Source organism: Clostridium sp. ATCC 25772 (assembly GCF_001573875.1).
Lineage (GTDB): Bacteria > Bacillota > Clostridia > Clostridiales > Clostridiaceae > Clostridium_J > Clostridium_J senegalense.
This window is the reverse complement of record NZ_LFRG01000017.1, coordinates 1-18543: the sequence shown is the minus strand read 5'-3', so window position 1 is coordinate 18543 and position 18543 is coordinate 1. Positions and strand designations below refer to the sequence as shown.

Genomic DNA, 18543 nt, shown 5'->3' with positions numbered 1-18543 from the left:
TGATTTAATTATATTTTCTAAATCTTAATAGCAAATAACCGTAATCTTAACTAAACATTAACTTTTAAAAAATTACATTTTTTAGTTAAGAGTTACTATTGAATAATTAATAGTTTTGGTTATTACTACTCACTTTGCTCCTAGTAATTCTCAACGTATTTTTAAAATTTAGTTCTGTTAACAAAATCTAAGTAATCAATTCCTCCAAGTTCTACCTCCATCACAAGAGGGACAGGTTCATTTGTGGCTACTTTCTTCGTTTAAATTGTAGATTCCACAATTGCTGTATTCCCATAATAAGACAAATAAAGAACCAGTACCTAACTGGTACGCTGCTTTGCAGCTCAAGTACTGGTTCTTTACTCGGTAATTTATTTTATCTAGTCTTTTTATTGAGTACTAGAGTTTTTTATGGTGGTACAATTAAATGAACCTGTCCTTCTTGTTACGGCTGCGAACTTTGAATATATCTTTAGTTTGTTTCATATCTTCAGCTTAAATTTTACTCCCTTAAATTAAAAAGAAACTGGCAGTCCAGTTTCCTCCACCATTGTCAAATGTCAATTGTCCATTGTCAATTTTTCAAGCTCCCTACCTCAACTAAGTATGCAATCGTTCAAAGTTCTACCTCCATCACAAATGGGACCGGCTTTGATTGCTTTAGATTTTATTGATACCCTTTCGATTTCACTGAAAAAATAACTTATGGAAAACATACTTTGGTACGCCTGTCCTTCTTGTTACGGCTGCGAACTTTGAATATATCTTTAGTTTGTTTCATATCTTCAGCTTAAATTTTAATCCCTCTAATTAAAAAGAAACTGGTGATCCAGTTTCATCCTGAACTCTTAACTATTAATTATTAACTCTTAATTATTTAAGGGACTGGCTAACTTTTTTTATTTACAGTAATTAAATTGTAAGAGCTACTTTCTATTTTATGGGTATACACCATTCGTGCCTGTCCCATTTGTTACGGCTGCGAACTTTGAATATATCTTTAGTTTGTTTTATATCTTCAGCTTAAATTAAAAAGAAACTGGCAGTCCAGTTTCAACCTAAATTGTCAATTGTCCATTGTCAAATGTCAATTATATAATTTGTTACGGCTGTAAACTTTGAATACAACTTTGTTTAATTTAATATCATAAACTTAGAATTTAATTCCTATAGTTCAAAGAAACTGGCAGCCCAGTTTCATCCTGAACTCTTAACTTTTAACTATTAACTCTTAACTAACTAAACTCCAGTTTCCTCCATCATTGTCAAATGTCAATTGTTAATTCTTTCAAGTTGTTCATTGTCAATTACAAAAGCCAACCTCTTATTAGAGATTGGCTTTTTTATTATTGTTTTCTATCTTTTACTTTATTAACTTCATCTAAACTTACTTCTAATGTTTCAGCTATGGTTTCAGCATCCATACCTTTTTTCAACATTAACCCTATTGCTTTTTCCATACCTTTTTCTATTCCTTTTTCTATTCCTTTTTCTATTCCTTTTTCTATTCCCTTTTTTTCAATTTCTGGATCATATAATGTTTTTGTCATTGTAATCACCTCTTCTTCTATTCTTTCATCTTTAAAGTAATTTCTATTTAAATATTCAATTAGGTTTTGTATTGCAAGTAACATTTTATGAAAATCTTGATGTAATATCTCATTTTCTTGCAACAATTCTTGTGATTCTTTAGCTATTTTTGATGCTATTCCTCTTGCCTGTAGTGATAGTTCTTTTATTCTATTTATATCCTTTTTTCTTTGTGCTTTGTCTAACTCTTTTCTTAGATTAAATAATTGTAGTGGTAGTAATGGGTACATCTTTTTCTCTATAAGTTCTTCATCAGTGTACTCCCAATATTTCATTACTGGCACTGTATATATTATTTTTTGATTATCAGAGAAAATTATTCTTAATTTTAGTATGTCTTCTATTTCTCTATTTTCTTCAAAGAATATTACCCTTTGTCTTGGAAAATATATTGTTTTTATATCATGTTTAGTATTCTTATTTTGATTGTTTGTATTTAAATCTTCTTTTCCTTTGTTAAATCCATATTCAAACATCCTAATAACCATTGTATTATCATTTTTAGTTTGAAATTCTATATGGTAGTTCACTTTGCTGTCATCTTGGTTTAACATGTTAAAAAACACATCACCTCTAATTATGTTTAGGTCACTATCCACAAACTCATTATTACTTACAGAAATTTTCACTTCATCAACATTAAAGTTTTCATTAAATACTCCATTTAATAATTTAATTAATACCTTTTCTGATGTTGAAAATAAGTATTTTAATACAATATCTAATTTCACTTTATCTTTATTTTCATTTCCTTTTACCTGTTCTTTTAAAAGCTCCTTGTTATGCTTTTCTTCATCTATATGTTTATTCATCATTTCACTACTTTCATTAGTTAATTTTTTATATTTATAGTATTGTTATACTTATATTATATCCAAATTATTATATGTTTTCACTACCTCATAATTATATTTTTAGGGAACTATCACATTTTTTATTTAACTTATGGTTATTACTATTCGCTTTACTACTAGTAATGCTAAACGTATTTTTGAATCTAGTTTTACTAACAAAATCTAAGTAAGCAATAAATTATAATCTTAGCTCCATAACAAATAGGACTTTGTCAATTAAGAGTTAAGAGTTAATAATTAACAGTTGTGGTTATTACTACTCACTTCATTCCTAGTAATGCTAAACGTAATTTTTATAAATTTGCAAAGCAAATTATATGATTAGATTAAAAGAAAGTGGTTGCCACTTTCATCCTAAACTCTTAACTGTTAACTTTTAACTCTTAACTTTCTCAGGGACTGGCTAACTTTTCTTACTTATGGTAACTAAATTTAAAGAGCTGATTTTTATTTTTATATAGATAAACCATTCGTGCCTGTCCCATTTGTTACGGCTGTAAATCCTAACTATAGCTTTTGTTTGTTTTATACTCCCAACCTGGAATTTACTCCCTTAAATTTAAAGAAACTGGCAGTCCAGTTTCCTCCATCATTGTCAAATGTCAATTGTCCATTGTCAATTACATAATTTGTTACGGCGCTACACCTTGAATATAGTTTTAGTTTGTTTTATATCTTCAGCTTAAATTTTACTCCTTCTAATTCAAAAGAAACTGGACTAACCCAGTTTCTTCCTTAACTCTTAACTCTTAACTCTTAACTCTTAACTATCTAACTCCAGTTTCCTCCTAAATTCTTAATTCCTAATTCTTAATCCTTATTTTTTTAATTGTCTTCTATTAAGTTTCCTCTTATATCTAAATCTTTTAAGCTTTTCATTTCCTTTATAGATTTAGGTAATTCTTCTATATAATTTACTTTCAATGATAACACTCTTAAATTTTGTAAATTTGTTATCGTTTCTGGAATTTCTTTTAATTCATTAGCACATAAATATAACTTCTCTAATTTATCTAACTTTCCTATTGATTCTGGTAAATAGCTCAAGTTATTTGCTTGTACTATAAAATCTTCTAAATTATTTAGTTCACCTATACTATTAGGTAACACAGTCAACTGATTATCAGCTAAGTATAACTCCCGTAGATTTTTTAAGCTACCAATATTATCTGGCAACATAATTAATTGATTATCATCTAATTCTAAAGTTTTTAGATTTTTCAATGCTTCTATTTCATTAGGGATAGTAGTTAAATGATTACTATTTAAAATTAAAGCCTCTATATTTTCTAGATGTCTTATTCCATCTATATTAGATATACCTCTATCTTCTAAGTCTAAAACCCCACTCATATTGTTAAGATCGCCAACGGTAATCTCTGCATCAAAAGGTTTGCCTAATTTTTCATTCAATGCCTTTTTAAAATTAGGATCTGAAAACTTTACTATATCTGTTGTATTATCCTCTACAATATATTCTACATTATCTATATCTATTTTATATTTCTTATCATCCTCGACACACGTATCCTGATGGGTCCATTTAACCAACTGAGTATCTTTTACATTATCACAAGCTAATACATATTCTTTAGGTGCTAATATAATGCTACTTAATATAGCTGATAATATTATTAATTGTATTTTCTTCTTATTCAAAATTTTCCCCCCACTTCAAAAATACAAACTTTATATAACTTAACTCCATAGATTAATTTTAATTATTATTTAATACTTATTGTTGTAATATACATATCGACAAATTTAGATATTTATTAACACTTTTTTTACATATTATAAATATAATTACTTTGTTTTTTCTAAAATTACTTGCATTTTATAAGTATTTTTAGAAAAAAAAACACGGCTAATATACATATATATACTAGCCGGTTGTATCATTAACTCCATATATTTCAGATACCCAAATACAAAATATACTTCATTGTTTCATATATAATTACAAAGTAATATAATTATTCAGTTTTATTAACAAAATTATACATTGTTTTCATTTCTTTTTCAATAGCCTAAAATTTTCACTCTGTATGATAATAATTTTATCACTCAAAGGAATAATCGTGCTTATGTAATATTTCTTTAGTAAAACAACACAAATACTTTATATTATCTTTTAAACTCTAAATTAAGTACACTTAAATCAAATTCACTTAACTCTTTATTACTGCAATCTATAATAAAACTAAATAATTTTGCTTTATTAGAATTTAATTCTATCCCATCTATTTCTAAAGTAGTTGTATGTATTATTTCTTTATTCTTATCATATATTGTTATAGGTAATTTTTCCACCTTAAATGTTTTATTTTTACCATTCCTAACCAAAAAAGTAACCTTTACTTTATTATCTTTTTCCATATATACTTCATATGTAGTTAAATCAACTTGTCCCTTTTCTATTGGTGGCAATGTATTCAATGATTGTTTTAAAAACATTTGCATTTCAAAAGGTATGTTTTCTATATCTTCATATTCAATATGGGCTACATTTAAGGTTTCTATTTGTTCACTAAATATAATTTTACAACCTTTATTTATATTTATATTTTCAGGCATATTTGCCTTACTAAATAATATTTTATGTGGCCTTGCACTATAAGCAGGTACTTCTCCTAAGGAATCTAATTTAAAAGTTTCTGACACTAAAATATTTTCATTTTCATCAACCAACGTTAACGGCAAAGTAGTAAAGTGAAGGTCATCCTTTGTAGCATTTCTAAAAAAAACTCCAATTTCAATATTTTCACCATCATCAAAAACATAAGACGTTCTTATATTTACATCGTTTTCCTTTATACCATCAAACTCTTCTAACTCTTCTTCTAACATCATCTTTTTTATATCTGAAACTAAAGCTTCTTCATCTGGATGTAAAGATAACTTCAGTTTTACACAATTTACATCACTATTACTCATAAAAATCCTCCGTATATAATTATTACACCTTATCTTTATTGTTTTTATCCATATTTAGTCATACAGATATAATTATACCATCATTGACTAACATAATTAATAGCAAATGCAAATATAAAAAATTTATTTTTTTAACTTTCTACCTCAACTAAACAAAAAATCAACAAAAGTTCTATCTCCACCACAAGAGGGACTTTTTTAGTTAAAAGTTACAACGCTTTGCTAGTTAAAAGTTAAGAGTGAATAATTAAGAGTTGTGGTTATTACTACTCACTTCGTTCCTAGTAATACTAAACGTATTTTTAATCCTAGTTCTGATAACAAAATCTAAGTAAGCAATCACCCAAAGTTCTACCTCCATCACAAGAGGGACAGACGCGTAATTGGCTATTTTGCTATTATTTGGGCTAGATACTTTTGCTGATTTTAGCTTTTCTCCACTCCTGCTCGAAGTCGGTCCCCATTACCAGTTTTAGCAACACACCTAAACAATCAAATCTTTACAGTATTAGTTCCATAACAAGTGGGACAGGTTCATTTTTGGCTATTTTCTTCGCTTAATTGTAGATTCCACAAATGCTCTATTACCAAAACAAAATAAGTAAAGAACCAGTACCTAACAGGTACGCTGCTTTGCAGCTCAAGTACTGGTTCTTTGCTCTGCAATTTATTTTATCTAGCCTTTTTTATTGAGTACTAAAGTTTTTTATGGTGGTACAACTAAATGAACCTGTCCTCCTTGTTACGGCTGCACATTTTGAAAATATTACATATTTCAAGTTAAAAGTGAAGAGTGAAAAGTTATCAGTTGTGGTTATTACTAATCACTTCGTTCATAGTAATGCTAAACGTACTTTTTTATATAAATTTGCAAAGCAATTTATATTTATAGATTAAAAAGAAAGTGGTTGCCACTTTCATCCTGAACTCTTAACTATTAACTATTTTAGGACCGGCTTTGATTTGTTTAGGTTTTATTGATAATCTTTCGATTTCACTGTAAAAATAACTTACGGAAACTATACTTTGATACGCCTGTCCTTCTTGTTACGGCTGTGAACTTTGAATATAGTTTTAGTTTGTTTTATATGTTTAACTTTAAAATTTAATCTATACAAACACTTTTAAATCTAGAAAAGTAAAACTCTTAAATAAGAACTTTTTCTAAGTGTGGTTCCATCACAAATGGGACAGGCACGGTAAACTATATTCTTTTCTCTAACATATGATGCTCTCCTAACCTTATACTTCTATCTAAAAATTCAAAGCCAGTCCCTAACAACTACGCTACATAGTAGCTACCTGGGGACTGGCTAACTTTTTTTATTTATAATAATTAAATTATAAGAGCTACTATTTATTTTATGGGTATACACCATTCGTGCCTGCCCCATTTGTTACGGCTGTAAAATTAGATCTTAGATTTAGTTAATTTAATCTCTCAAACTTAAATTTTAATCCCTCTAATTAAAAAGAAACTGGACTAGTGTCCAGTTTCATCCTGAATTCTTAATTCCTAATTCTTAATCCTTAATTTAACTCTAGTTTCCTCCATCATTGTCAAATGTCAACTGTCCATTGTCAATTTTTTCAACTTATCCTTTTTCAATTATATAATTTGTTACGGCTGTAAACCTTGAATATATCTTTAGTTTATTTCATCTCCCAAACTCAAATCTTACTCCTTTAAATTAAAAAGAAACTGGACTAGTGTCCAGTTTCTTTTTAATTTTTTACTCCCTAAACTTTTCAAATTGTCCTTTATCTATTGACTAAAGTCCAGATTCTTCAAATTTATGTTCCATTCCATGTGATAGTTTGTGTAATGGTTTCTTTAAGAACCCTATCACTAAGAATATAAATATTATTAAAAATAAGAATAGAACATCTTTTTTTACATGTGAACCAATTGGTCCTGCTATTGCTTGTCTAAATCCGTCAATAGCGTACGTAAATGGCCATAATGGTTGTAACATACCAAATATCTTTGGATTAGTTTGTATTGGATATAGACCACCAGAACCTGCTATTTGCATTACCATTATTACTACTGCAACTGCTTTTCCTACGTTTCCTAAAACAGATGCTAATGTGTAGATAATCATTACAAATGTTAATGATGAAAGCAATCCAAATGCCATCATTAATGGGAAGTTTGCTGGTTTTACACCTAATATAAATACATCACCTAACACAATAATTATAGTTTGGATTGCTGAAACAGTTAAAAATGTTAACATTTTTGCAAAGTGTCCCATCATAAAGGAAAGCTTCTTATTGCTACCTTCTATTGGTTCACATTCTACAGTTAACATAGATGATAGTAACAACGCTCCAACCCATATAGCAAGAGTTGTATAAAATGGAGTTAATCCAACCCCAAATGTACCAACACCATAAAGCTCTGTTGCTTCTACTTCAATCGGTGAAGATATAAACGACCCCATAGTTTCTGGATCTTTAGACATCAAGTCAACCATATCATCTATATTCTTATCATTTAAATCTTTTGTTTTATCGCTTAGCTTATCAACTTTCTCTTGAAAATCTCCTAGTTTATCTGTTAATTTATCTGCTTGGTCACTAGCTAACTTACTAGTGCTTATTCCAAAGTTAGTTAATGCAGTTAATCTAGGAACAACTCCACGTACCCCATTTAAAACAGAATCTATAACATTCATTCCTCCAGATACTTGATCACCAAGACTATTTAAAACATTTAATCCACTATCAAAGAATCTATTTGACAGATTACCTATGCTGTTAGAAACCTTTGTGTTCGCTTCTGTTAAAGCATCTATCGCCATGTTTATATTTTCTTTCGTTTCGCCTTTATTTATAGCAGTCCTTACATCTTCTATTCTATTTTTTTGATCTACTAATGACGATTGTATATTTCTAAATATATCTGTTATATCGTCTAATATAGGACTTCCTAACGCACCATTAATAGCCTCTAAATTTTCAATATTTCTATCTGTTATAGATTTTAATATATCCACCATAGTATCCATATCATCTAACACCTTGTTAGCATTCTCTGGTGAAAATTCATTATTTTTATCTCTTAACTTATTTAAAGACGATTGAATATTATTATTTATACTTTGCAATTCAATTACATCATTACTTAAGTTATTTGATAAAGTACTTAAATCTTGCTGAGTGGATGTTATTAACCCTTTACTAGCATTAGTAACTTGTTGAAGACTATCTATTTGATTAGTTATTAATGGTAAATCATTTTTAACCTGATATAAATAAGTCTCAAAGCTCTTTGTATTTTTATTTGCATTTGCAATATGATCTTTCACACTTTGCAAATTATTATTTGTAGAAGTAATTACATCTTTTATCTCTAATATTTTTGGTTTATTATCCTCTACTTTAACCCCTAGTTCATTTAAAGTTTCAAAAGCTTTTTCATTTACTGTAGTTACAAAATTAGTTTTTATCTCATCTGTAACTTTACCTTTTACTGCACTAGTGATTTTTGTAGCAATGGCATTTGCCTTTTCATTGTTTTTATATATAATATTAGGTTTTTGAGGAGTAGTAGTTGTAAGACTTACTAGTCCCTTAGAAAAATTGGCTGGTATCTCTATTAAAGAATAGTACTTTCCTTCATTTAAGCCATAATTAGCTTGCCATTCATCTAGAAAAATCCAATCTATTGAATCATTTTCCTTAAGGGACTCTATTACCTCATTACCTACGTTAATAGTCTTATCATTTATTGTGGCACCTTCATCTTTATTTACTACAGCCACTGGCATATTTCCAGTATTAGCATAAGGATCCCAACAAGCTTTTATATTAACCCAAGCATAAAGCGATGGAATAATACAAAGTCCTATAATTATTATAAGTGTAGGTTTGTTTGTTACTATTGCTTTTAAATCTTCACGCCAAACTTTAAAAATTTCCTTCAAATGCATTCACCCCCTCGAGTCACTTTATTATTCTGCTACTCTTGACTTTTTAAAGCTATCTTCAAAACTTCTTACTTTGTTATGAAGTGGCTCTTTAAAGAAGAATCCTATTAGTAAAAATAGTATTGTGTAAATTATTAATATAACGAAATCTACTATAACACTACTCATAAGTGGACCTGCTACAGCCTCTCTAAACCCACCTACTGCATAAGTAAACGGGAAGAATGGTTGAAGTACTCTAAAGAACTTAGGATCTACTTGTATAGGATAAGTTCCTCCACATCCAGCAAGCTGAATAACCATAAATACTATAGCTATATCTTTTCCTATATTTCCTAGTACAGAAACTAAAGTGAATACAATAGTTGTAAATGCTATTGATGTAACAATACCAAATGCCAACATCAATGGGAAGTTTACAATATAAACATCTAAAAGCAGTTTATTTCCTAAAGTAACTATAGCTCCTTGAAAAACGGCTAAAAGTACAAAAGTCATTAACTTTCCAAAATGTCTTTCTCTTACTCTTATGTTTGCTCCACCTTCAAATTCTGGTGGTTCTGTTTTTAATATTGATACTAAAATTAGAGCACCTACCCATAATGCCAAAACTGAATAAATTGGAGTCATAGCTGATCCATAGTTAGGCACATGGAATACTGGTTCTTCCTTTAATTCAAATGGGCTAGAAATAAAATCTCCCATAAGACTTGAACTACCTTGCATTACACTTATAATGCCGATAATATCATTATCATTTATTTTTTCCAATTTATTACTTAGCTGACTTATAACATCTTTAAATGAAAGTAAGTCTTCCTTTAAATCAGTAGAAATTTTAGCAGCAAGCTCGCTTCCTTCTGCTCCTGATTTTAGCAAGTTGTCCATTTGTGGAACTAAACCCTTAGATGTTTCTAAAAGCTTACATGCATCATCAGTAATACTTACAAAACTGTTTGTTATTGTATTAAGGGCTGGTCTTGCATTTGAATCAAAATCACTTACAGCTTGGCTTATGTGTGTATTAACATTTTTAATACTATTTATAGTAGTTAACATCGCACTATCATTAATCTCGCCAGTTGAGCTCATTGAATTTTGTAAGTTTTCTACGTTACCTTTAGCTTCACTTAATGCGTTCTCAGCATTGTTTAAATAGGTTATATTATTAGAAATTGCTTGATTAGGTTGTGCCTTATTTACTTCATCTAAAAACTTAATATCAGATGAAATAGAATTACTTAGTGTATTTATATCTCTACTTATTTGAGATACATTTCTTTTTGAATCATTTGAACTTCTATTCGAGTTTATACGCTCTGCCAAATCATAAATTCTATCTATAGAAGCCTTCGATTCATTTAAACTAAGTTGCAAATTATCTATAGTGTTATTAAAACTTTTTTCTGTATCTTGCATTATATTGCCAGTACTTTGTGTACTGTCTTGAATTCCTGATAAACTGTCTGTAATTGATGGTAAAGTTGCTCTAAAATCCGTTAGGAAGTCGCCTAAGTTTTTAGCCGAACTATCTACCCCTTCTAACAAACCTGTTATAGAATCCATATTCTTATTTACAGAAATAATAGCCTTTTTTAAAGTAAGTATATCAGTTTTATTTTTTTCTGCATTGTTACCTAATATATTTAATTCGTTAAATACCTCTTCATTTACTGTACTTATAAAATTTGTAGTTATTTCATTTACTAATGAGCCTTTTGCAGCATTACTTATACTAGTTGCTACAGGATTTAATTTTGTGTTTACTTTATATTTTACTTTTGGTTTAATTGGATTATCTGATGTTAAACTTGTTAAATCCTCTGTAAAATCTTCTGGTATTTCTATCATGGCATAATAGGTTCCATCTACAACGCCCATCTCTGCCTCTTTTGAATTGACAAACTTCCATCCAAGTTTATCATTACCTTTCAAATTATCTATTACATCATTTCCAATGTTTAAGTCCTTGTTTAAAAAGTTTGCACCTTTATCCTTATTTACTACAGCTACTGGAAAAGTACTTGTAGTTTCATATGGGTCCCAACTTGCCTTTATATTTACCCAGGCATAAAGAGACGGTAAAATACATACTCCTGCAACAATTAAAAGTGCTACTGGATTTTTTGTAATGCTCTTAAGGTCTCGCTTAAACACTTTTAACGCATCCTTCATCTTTAACCTCCATATTCATTGCTAGTTTCTAAATTTAAACTTGTTTCAAGATCATATTATTCTAACATAATAATATAAAAACTTAATTTAAAATTCTTCTTATGCTTTCAAATAATATTGGTTTCATCTCCTCAATAGAAGCTGGTTCTTCTAATATAATTGAACTATAACAAACTCCACTGGTTAATTCAATTATTAGAAACAATAGTTTCTTAGCATCTTCGTTTTTAATATTCTCTTTTTCTTGTATTCTTGAAACAAATTCTTGATATATATGTTCAAACTCCTCATACTCTTCTCTCTCAGATATCCCTCTTTTGTATATACCCCAAGATAAATTCTTATGTATCAGCTTTAATAACTTTTTATCTTCTTTTAAATAGTCAATAATATAGTTGATAAAAAATATTACTTCCTCTGATAAATCATTAAATTTATTCTTGTTAGCTTGTTCCAAAGCTTTTTTTAAAATTAAACAACATTTGTTAAGTATTATAATCTCCCTTAAATAATACTTGTCTTTAAAATATAAATAGAAAGTACCCTTTGCAACTCCAGCCTCCTTTGTAATATCACTTATATATGTATCGTTTATACCTTTAGTTACAAAAAGATTATAAGCTACTTCCATTAAATTCTTTTTCTTCTCTAACTTATTACACTCAGATTTTTTCAGTTTAGATTTGATCCCCTTACTCAACTTCATTCCCCTTTCAAAATGACCTTTAGTCATTTTTAATCATAAAATTATTATAATCCTCTTTTTTAAAAAAATCAACGATTTTTATGTCCACAAGTCATTTTTCTAATCTTTTAATAATTCATTTAAAACCGACAATTTCCCTTCCCCCTTGAAAACACTTTACAGCTGAAGTACTGATTCTTTCCTCGGTAAATTATTTTATCTAGCCTTTTTATTGAGTACTAGAGTTTTTTATGGTGCTACAACTAAACGAACCTGTCCTTCTTGTTATGGCTGCACATTTTGAAAATATTACATATTTCAAGTTAAAAGTGAAAATGCTTTTCTAGTTAAGAGTTAAGAGTTAATAATTAATAATTATGGTTATTACTATTCGCTTTGCTCCTAGTAATGCTAAACGTACTTTTTTATATAAATTTGCAAAGCAAATTATACTTATAGATTAAAAAGAAAGTGTTTGCCACTTTCATCCAACATTGTCAAATGTCAATTCTCCATTGTCAATTTTTCAAGCTCCCTACCTCAACTAAGTATGCAATCACTCAAAGTTCTACTTCCATTACAAGAGGGACAGGTTCATTTGAGTCTATTTGCTTCGTTTAAACTGTAGATTCCACAAATGCTCTATTCCCACAACAAAATAAACAAAGAACCAGTACCTAACTGGTACGCTGCTTTGCAGCTCAAGTACTGGTTCTTTGCTCGGTAATTTATTTTATCCAGCCTATTTTATTGAGTACTAAAGTTTTTTATGGTGCTACAACCTAAGTGAACCTGTCCTTCTTGTTACAGTGCTACACTTTGTTACTAACCCTTGTTCAGTTTTATATAATGACTTTAAAATTTAATCTATTAAGCATTTATCTATAGTAAAGTAAAACTCCTAAGTAAGATATTTTTCTAAGTATAGCTCCATCACAAATGGGACAGGCACGATAAATTTATTTTCTTCGCTAACACTTGATGCTCTCCTAGCTTTATATATTTCAACTAATAAATCAAAGCCAGTCCCGAACAACTACGCAGCAAAGCTACTTTATTTCAAAGAAACTGGCAGTCCAGTTTCAACCTGAACTATTAACTTTTAACTGTTAACTCTTAACTATCTCAGGGACTGGCTAACTTTTTTTATTCATGGTAACCAAATCCAAAGAGCTGATTTTTATTTTTATATAGATAAACCATTCGTGCCTGTCCCATTTGTTACGGCTGTAAACTTTGAATATAGTTTTGTTTAATTTAATATCATAAACTTAGAATTTAATCCCTATAGTTCAAAAAAACTGTATTTCAATTTATTTCTTAGTTTTTAATTTTTAGAACTCTCTACCTCAACTAACCAATCAATTTTCCTAAGTATAGCTCCATCACAAATGGGACAGGCACGATAAATTTATTTTCTTCGCTAACACTTGATGCTCTCCTAGTTTTATATTTTTCAACTAAAACATCAAAGCCAGTGCCGAACCTCTACGCAGCAAAGCTACTTTATTTCAAAGAAACTAGTGATCCACTTTCATCCTAAACTCTTAACTATTAATTCTTAACTCTTAACTATCTTAAGGACCGGCTTTGATTGCTTTAGATTTTATTGATAACTTTTCGATTTCACTGAAAAAATAGCTTATGGAAAACATACTTAGGTACGCCTGTCCTTCTTGTTATGGCTGTGAACTTTGAATATATCTTCAGTTAGTTTAATCTCCCAATCTCAAATTTTACTCCCTTAAATTAAAAAGAAACTGGAATCCAGTTTCCTCCATCATTGTCAAATGTCAATTGTCCATTGTCCATTCTTAAATAAGCACTCACTCAAAATTCTACTTCCATTACAAGAGGGACAGACGCGTAATTGGCTACTTTACTATTCTTTTGGATAGATACTTTTGTTGATTTTAGCTTTTCTCCAATAGTACTCAAAGTCGGTCCCTATCACCAGTTTTAGCAACACACCTAAACAATCAAATCTTTACAGTATTAGTTCCATAACAAGTGGGACAGGTTCATTTGAGTCTATTTGCTTCGTTTAAACTGTAGATTCCACAATTACTGTATTCCCATAATAAGATAAGTAAAGAACCAGTACCTGACGGGTACGCTGCTTTGCAGCTAAAGTACTGGTTCTTTGCTCGGTAATTTATTTTATCTAGCCTGTTTTATTGAGTACTAAAGCTTTTTATGGTGCTACAACCTAAGTGAACCTGTCCTTCTTGTTACGGTGCTACACTCTAAATCTAACTTTTGTTTGTTTTATCTCCTAAACTCAAATTCTACTCCCCTAAATTCAAAAGAAAGTTGGTTCCACTTTCAACCATCATTGTCAATTGTCAAATGTCCATTGTCAATTATATAATTTGTTACGGCTATAAACCCTAACTATAGTTTTGTTTAATTTAATATCATAAACCTAGAATTTACTCCCCTCTAATTAAAAAGAAACTGGCACTCCAGTTTCTTCCTAAATTCTTAATTCATAATTCTTAATCCTTAATCTTTTTAATTGTCCATTCCTAAATAAATTGTCCTTTGTCCATTGTCAATTGTCAATTTTTTAAAGACTTTTAACTAGTTAAACTCCAGTTTCCTAATTAAATATTCTTCTTGCAGTCATATACCCATATCCTATTGTAGATACTCTAACTACATCACCAGGTTGAGGACAATGTATATACGAATTATTCCCAACATACATTCCTACATGCTCTGCTTCACCATCACCATAGTAAGTGAAAAATACCAAATCTCCTGGTCTTAAATTTTCTCTTGCTACGTAACTACCTTGCGTTACTTGAGTATATGTTGTTCTCGTTATTTCCACACCAAAATGTCTATAAACATATTGTGCAAAACCTGAACAATCAAAACCAGCTGGACTATCTCCACCCCATACATAAGGAGTTCCTAAATAATTCATAGCATAATTTACTACTTCTTGTCCCATATCTTTAGGTTTCTCTATTGGTTTATCTTCTGGAGGATTCTTTATATTATCAATAGTAATTGAAGGAACAAATGCCTCTCCACCTAAAAAAGTCATATTAGTATTATCTGTAACTTTTTCATTTATTGCATTTGCTGTATCTTTATTTAACTTATTATCAAGTAAAACTATAGGGCCCTTACTTCCTGCTACTAAAACTGAGGCAGTTAAAGAATCTACTAAATGATTATTGTTTCCGTTAGCAAAATATATATTTTCAAAGCTACTACCATAAAATTTCTTAATTACTTCAATATTAGTTGCATATCTATTTTTTCCTGCTAATCTCTCCCCTTTTACATCATTTACCAAGCCCGTAGATAATACACTCTCTCCACCTACTGCATAAACCTTTTGTGCACTGTAAACAACTTCCTTTAATTCACTAGCAACATTATCACTATCCTTTGCTAAAACTATTGGCATAGAATTTTCTGCTGCTATAGGAGCTATTGATAGTGCATCTGCTATTCCATTTCCTGAAACTAAACACACATTCGTAGCTTGTCCGCCTAATTCTTTATACTTATTTAGTATATTTAATGCTGTTTCATATCTAGTTGCTCCCCCAAGTCTTATAACATTCATTCCATTTGCCACAAGTTCTTCTTCAGCCTCTTTAGATATTATTCCCTCACCAGTAGAAATGTACACATTTTTTATATTTCTACCTTTTAGTTCATTTAATGTAACTTCATCTATACTATTGTTAGCGTCATTTAAAAAGATTGGAGCTTTTAATTTATATGCAAGTGGTGAAACTGCCAAAGAATCTACTAAATTTTCATCTGCCGCTGCTGCTAAAATTGCATTACCTGTACTATCTGAATTCTTATTATAAAATTCTTTAGAAACCTCAATAGCTGTCTCCACACGTGTTCTGCCACATAATCTATTGCTTTCAGCTGCTAAAACAGTTATATTTCTAAAACATAACATTCCCATAACTAATAGTGCTATCAATTTTTTTCTCTTCATAATAAAATTAAGTCCTTTCTTAATTTATAGATATCCAAGTTGACTCTTTAAATTATCAATTCTAAAACTTGGATACCAAAAATAGTGAGACATACTCCAAGTCACTTAGAATTCAACATACATATTATATAAAAATATTTTAAAGTTATTGAATAAATTTAAGTTGGAGCTTGCTTCCCTATAACTTTCTGAACCAATATATAATATTCCATAATAATTTTAAACATTTATTTAATATTTTTCAAGAGTATAGAAGATGTTTTGTAAATTTTTTCTAGTAGCAATATCAATTACTTCATTTTTTATTATTAAACTTTCTATTTTAATGAAAAATAAATTATGTAAAATACATTTTATTACACCTATCTCTACATTTTAAATATAAACTTACACTCAAACTCGTATTTTGGTAAAATAACAGACCTGCTGCTTTACAGCTGAAGTATTGGTTCTTTGCTCAATAAATTATTTTATCTAGCCTTTTTTATTGAGTACTAAACGTATCTTTTAATCTTAATTTTGCTAAAAAATCTAAGCAAGCAATCACTCAACGTTTTACTTCCATTACAAATGGGACTTTTTCAATTAAGAGTTAAGAGTTAATAATTAATAGTTATGGTTATTACTACTCACTTCGTTCCTAGTAATGCTAAACGTAATTTTTTATAAATTTGCAAAGCAAATTTTATTATTATATTAAAAGAAAGTGGTTGCTACTTTCATCCTGAATTCTTAATTCCTAATTCTTAATCCTTAATTTTTCAAAACTCTCTACCTCAACTAAACAAGCAATATCCCTAAGTTATGCTTCCATAACAAGAGGGACAGGTTCATTTGTGACTATTTTCTTCGTTAAATCTGTAGATTTCACAATTACTGTATTCCCATAACAAAATAAGCAAAGAACCAGTACCTAACTGGTATGCTGCTTTGCAGCTCAAGTACTGGTTTTTTGCTCTGTAATTTATTTTAACTAGCCTTTTTAATGAGTACTGAAGTTTTTTATGGTGCTACAACCTAAAGGAACCTGTCCTTCTTGTTACGGCTGTGAACCATGAATCTAACTTTGTTTAATTTAATATCATAAAATTAGAATCTAATCCTCATAATTCAAATAAACTGGTAGTCCAGTTTCAACCTGAACTATTAACTTTTAACTAACTAAACTCTAGTTTCCTCCATCATTGTCAATTGTCAACTGTATAATTTGTTACGGCTGTGAACTTTAAATATAACTTTTGTTGGTTTTATTTCTTAATTTTAAATTATAGTTTAAAATTTTTTTAATTGTTAATACTTTTAAAAAGAATTATTTATGCTAGGAGTTGATTATATGTCTAATTCAGGTAGATTAAAATCACAGACTGGTATGTATCATGTAATAATAAAAAGCCATAGTCATTTTAATTTATTTGAAAAAGAAAATGATAAAATTAAATTTTTAAGACTACTAAAATACTATCAAAAGAAATTTCAGTTTTCGCTTTATTGTTATTGCCTAATGGATAATCATGGACACTTTTTAATAAATGAGCAAAATTCAAACCTCTCTATAATTTTTAGAGAAGTCAATAGAATGTATTCTAATTACTTACACAATAGATATTCATCCTATGGGCCTTCATTTAAAAATAGATTTAAAAGTATACCTGTAGAAAGTGATAGCTATTTAATCCAGCTTTCTGTTTATATACACAATAACCCTAGAAAAATTCTGCGTTTTAGAAATTCACCAGAAAAATATCAATTTTCAAGTTTAGCAACGTATCTAAATTTAAAAGATGATTATTTTAAAATCTTAGATACTAAAAAAATTCTTAAATATTTTGGAAATACTGATAAAATGGCAATTGCTAATTACAGACAAAAGATGGAGTTAGATATAACTTAAATACAAATAATTCTATTATAGGAAATAATCTTTTAAATTTAAACTTAGCCAAACACCTAAAAAACAATTTTCAAAAATTTTTACGCCATAACAAGTGGGACAGGTTCGTTTGTGTCTATTTTCTTCGTTTAAACTGTAGATTCCACAATTACTGTATTCCCATAACAAAATAAGCAAAGAACCAGTACCTAACAGGTACGCTGCTTTGCAGCTCAAGTACTGGTTCTTTCCTCGGTAATTTATTGTATCTAGCCTTTTTTATTGAGTACTAAAGCTTTTTATGGTGGTACAAATAAATGAACCTGTCCTTCTTGTTACGGCTGTACACTCTAAATCTAACTTTAGTTTGTTTTATCTCCCAAACTCAAATTCTACTCCCTCTAATTAAAAAGAAACTGGCACCCCAGTTTCTTCCTAAATTCTTAATTCATAATTCTCTCTTTTTAATTGAAATACTCAATTATGCTTCTATTATCTTTAAATTTTATATGAGTTTAATG

At 29.2% G+C, this 18543-nt stretch carries 9 protein-coding genes and 1 riboswitch; of the genes, 1 reads left to right on the top strand and 8 read right to left on the bottom strand.

Going from position 1 to position 18543, the window contains the following annotated elements:
• Nucleotides 1-1346: 1346 nt before the first annotated feature.
• The 8 genes from AZI32_RS18950 to AZI32_RS08525 all read right to left on the bottom strand — a co-directional run bounded on the left by AZI32_RS18950 (nucleotide 1347) and on the right by AZI32_RS08525 (nucleotide 16152).
• Nucleotides 1347-2405, bottom strand: coding sequence for a hypothetical protein (locus AZI32_RS18950; protein WP_242865287.1), 1059 nt, complete (start codon nucleotides 2403-2405; stop codon nucleotides 1347-1349).
• Nucleotides 2406-3269: 864 nt separating this feature from the next.
• On the bottom strand, nucleotides 3270-4103 hold the full coding sequence (locus AZI32_RS08555) for a leucine-rich repeat domain-containing protein (protein ID WP_061995443.1): 834 nt from the start codon (nucleotides 4101-4103) through the stop codon (nucleotides 3270-3272).
• 219 nt (nucleotides 4104-4322) lie between these two features.
• Nucleotides 4323-4406, bottom strand: a riboswitch (cyclic di-GMP riboswitch).
• Between the two features lie 165 nt (nucleotides 4407-4571).
• Complete coding sequence (locus AZI32_RS08550) at nucleotides 4572-5381, bottom strand: SLAP domain-containing protein (protein ID WP_061995442.1); 810 nt, start codon at nucleotides 5379-5381, stop codon at nucleotides 4572-4574.
• Between the two features lie 1772 nt (nucleotides 5382-7153).
• Complete coding sequence (locus tag AZI32_RS08540; protein WP_242865286.1) at nucleotides 7154-9319, bottom strand: YhgE/Pip domain-containing protein; 2166 nt, start codon at nucleotides 9317-9319, stop codon at nucleotides 7154-7156.
• Nucleotides 9320-9340: 21 nt separating this feature from the next.
• The gene (locus AZI32_RS08535) at nucleotides 9341-11491 is read right to left on the bottom strand and encodes a YhgE/Pip domain-containing protein (protein ID WP_061995439.1); all 2151 of its coding nucleotides are present in this window, start codon (nucleotides 11489-11491) and stop codon (nucleotides 9341-9343) included.
• A gap of 82 nt (nucleotides 11492-11573) precedes the next feature.
• The gene (locus AZI32_RS08530; RefSeq protein WP_010293667.1) at nucleotides 11574-12191 is read right to left on the bottom strand and encodes a TetR/AcrR family transcriptional regulator; all 618 of its coding nucleotides are present in this window, start codon (nucleotides 12189-12191) and stop codon (nucleotides 11574-11576) included.
• Nucleotides 12192-13077: 886 nt separating this feature from the next.
• Entirely contained in the window at nucleotides 13078-13212 is a 135-nt protein-coding gene (locus AZI32_RS19040; protein ID WP_275934980.1) for a hypothetical protein, read from the bottom strand.
• Between the two features lie 1566 nt (nucleotides 13213-14778).
• Nucleotides 14779-16152, bottom strand: a complete 1374-nt coding sequence (locus AZI32_RS08525; protein ID WP_082761193.1) for a cell wall-binding repeat-containing protein — start codon at nucleotides 16150-16152, stop codon at nucleotides 14779-14781.
• A 1333-nt stretch (nucleotides 16153-17485) separates the two neighbouring features.
• Between AZI32_RS08525 and AZI32_RS08520 the strand changes: the two genes are divergently transcribed.
• Nucleotides 17486-18043: a transposase gene (locus tag AZI32_RS08520; protein ID WP_061995437.1), complete on the top strand. Its 558-nt coding sequence runs from the start codon at nucleotides 17486-17488 to the stop codon at nucleotides 18041-18043.
• The last annotated feature ends 500 nt before the right edge of the window (nucleotides 18044-18543 follow it).

Bases quoted from the DNA above. Each gene is read 5' to 3' on its own strand.
- AZI32_RS18950 (WP_242865287.1), bottom strand. From the start codon at position 2,405: ATGATGAATAAACATATAGATGAAGAAAAGCATAACAAGGAGCTTTTA.
- AZI32_RS08550 (WP_061995442.1), bottom strand. From the start codon at position 5,381: ATGAGTAATAGTGATGTAAATTGTGTAAAACTGAAGTTATCTTTACAT.
- AZI32_RS08525 (WP_082761193.1), bottom strand. From the start codon at position 16,152: ATGAAGAGAAAAAAATTGATAGCACTATTAGTTATGGGAATGTTATGT.
- AZI32_RS08520 (WP_061995437.1), top strand. From the start codon at position 17,486: ATGTCTAATTCAGGTAGATTAAAATCACAGACTGGTATGTATCATGTA.
- AZI32_RS08540 (WP_242865286.1), bottom strand. From the start codon at position 9,319: ATGCATTTGAAGGAAATTTTTAAAGTTTGGCGTGAAGATTTAAAAGCA.
- AZI32_RS08535 (WP_061995439.1), bottom strand. From the start codon at position 11,491: ATGAAGGATGCGTTAAAAGTGTTTAAGCGAGACCTTAAGAGCATTACA.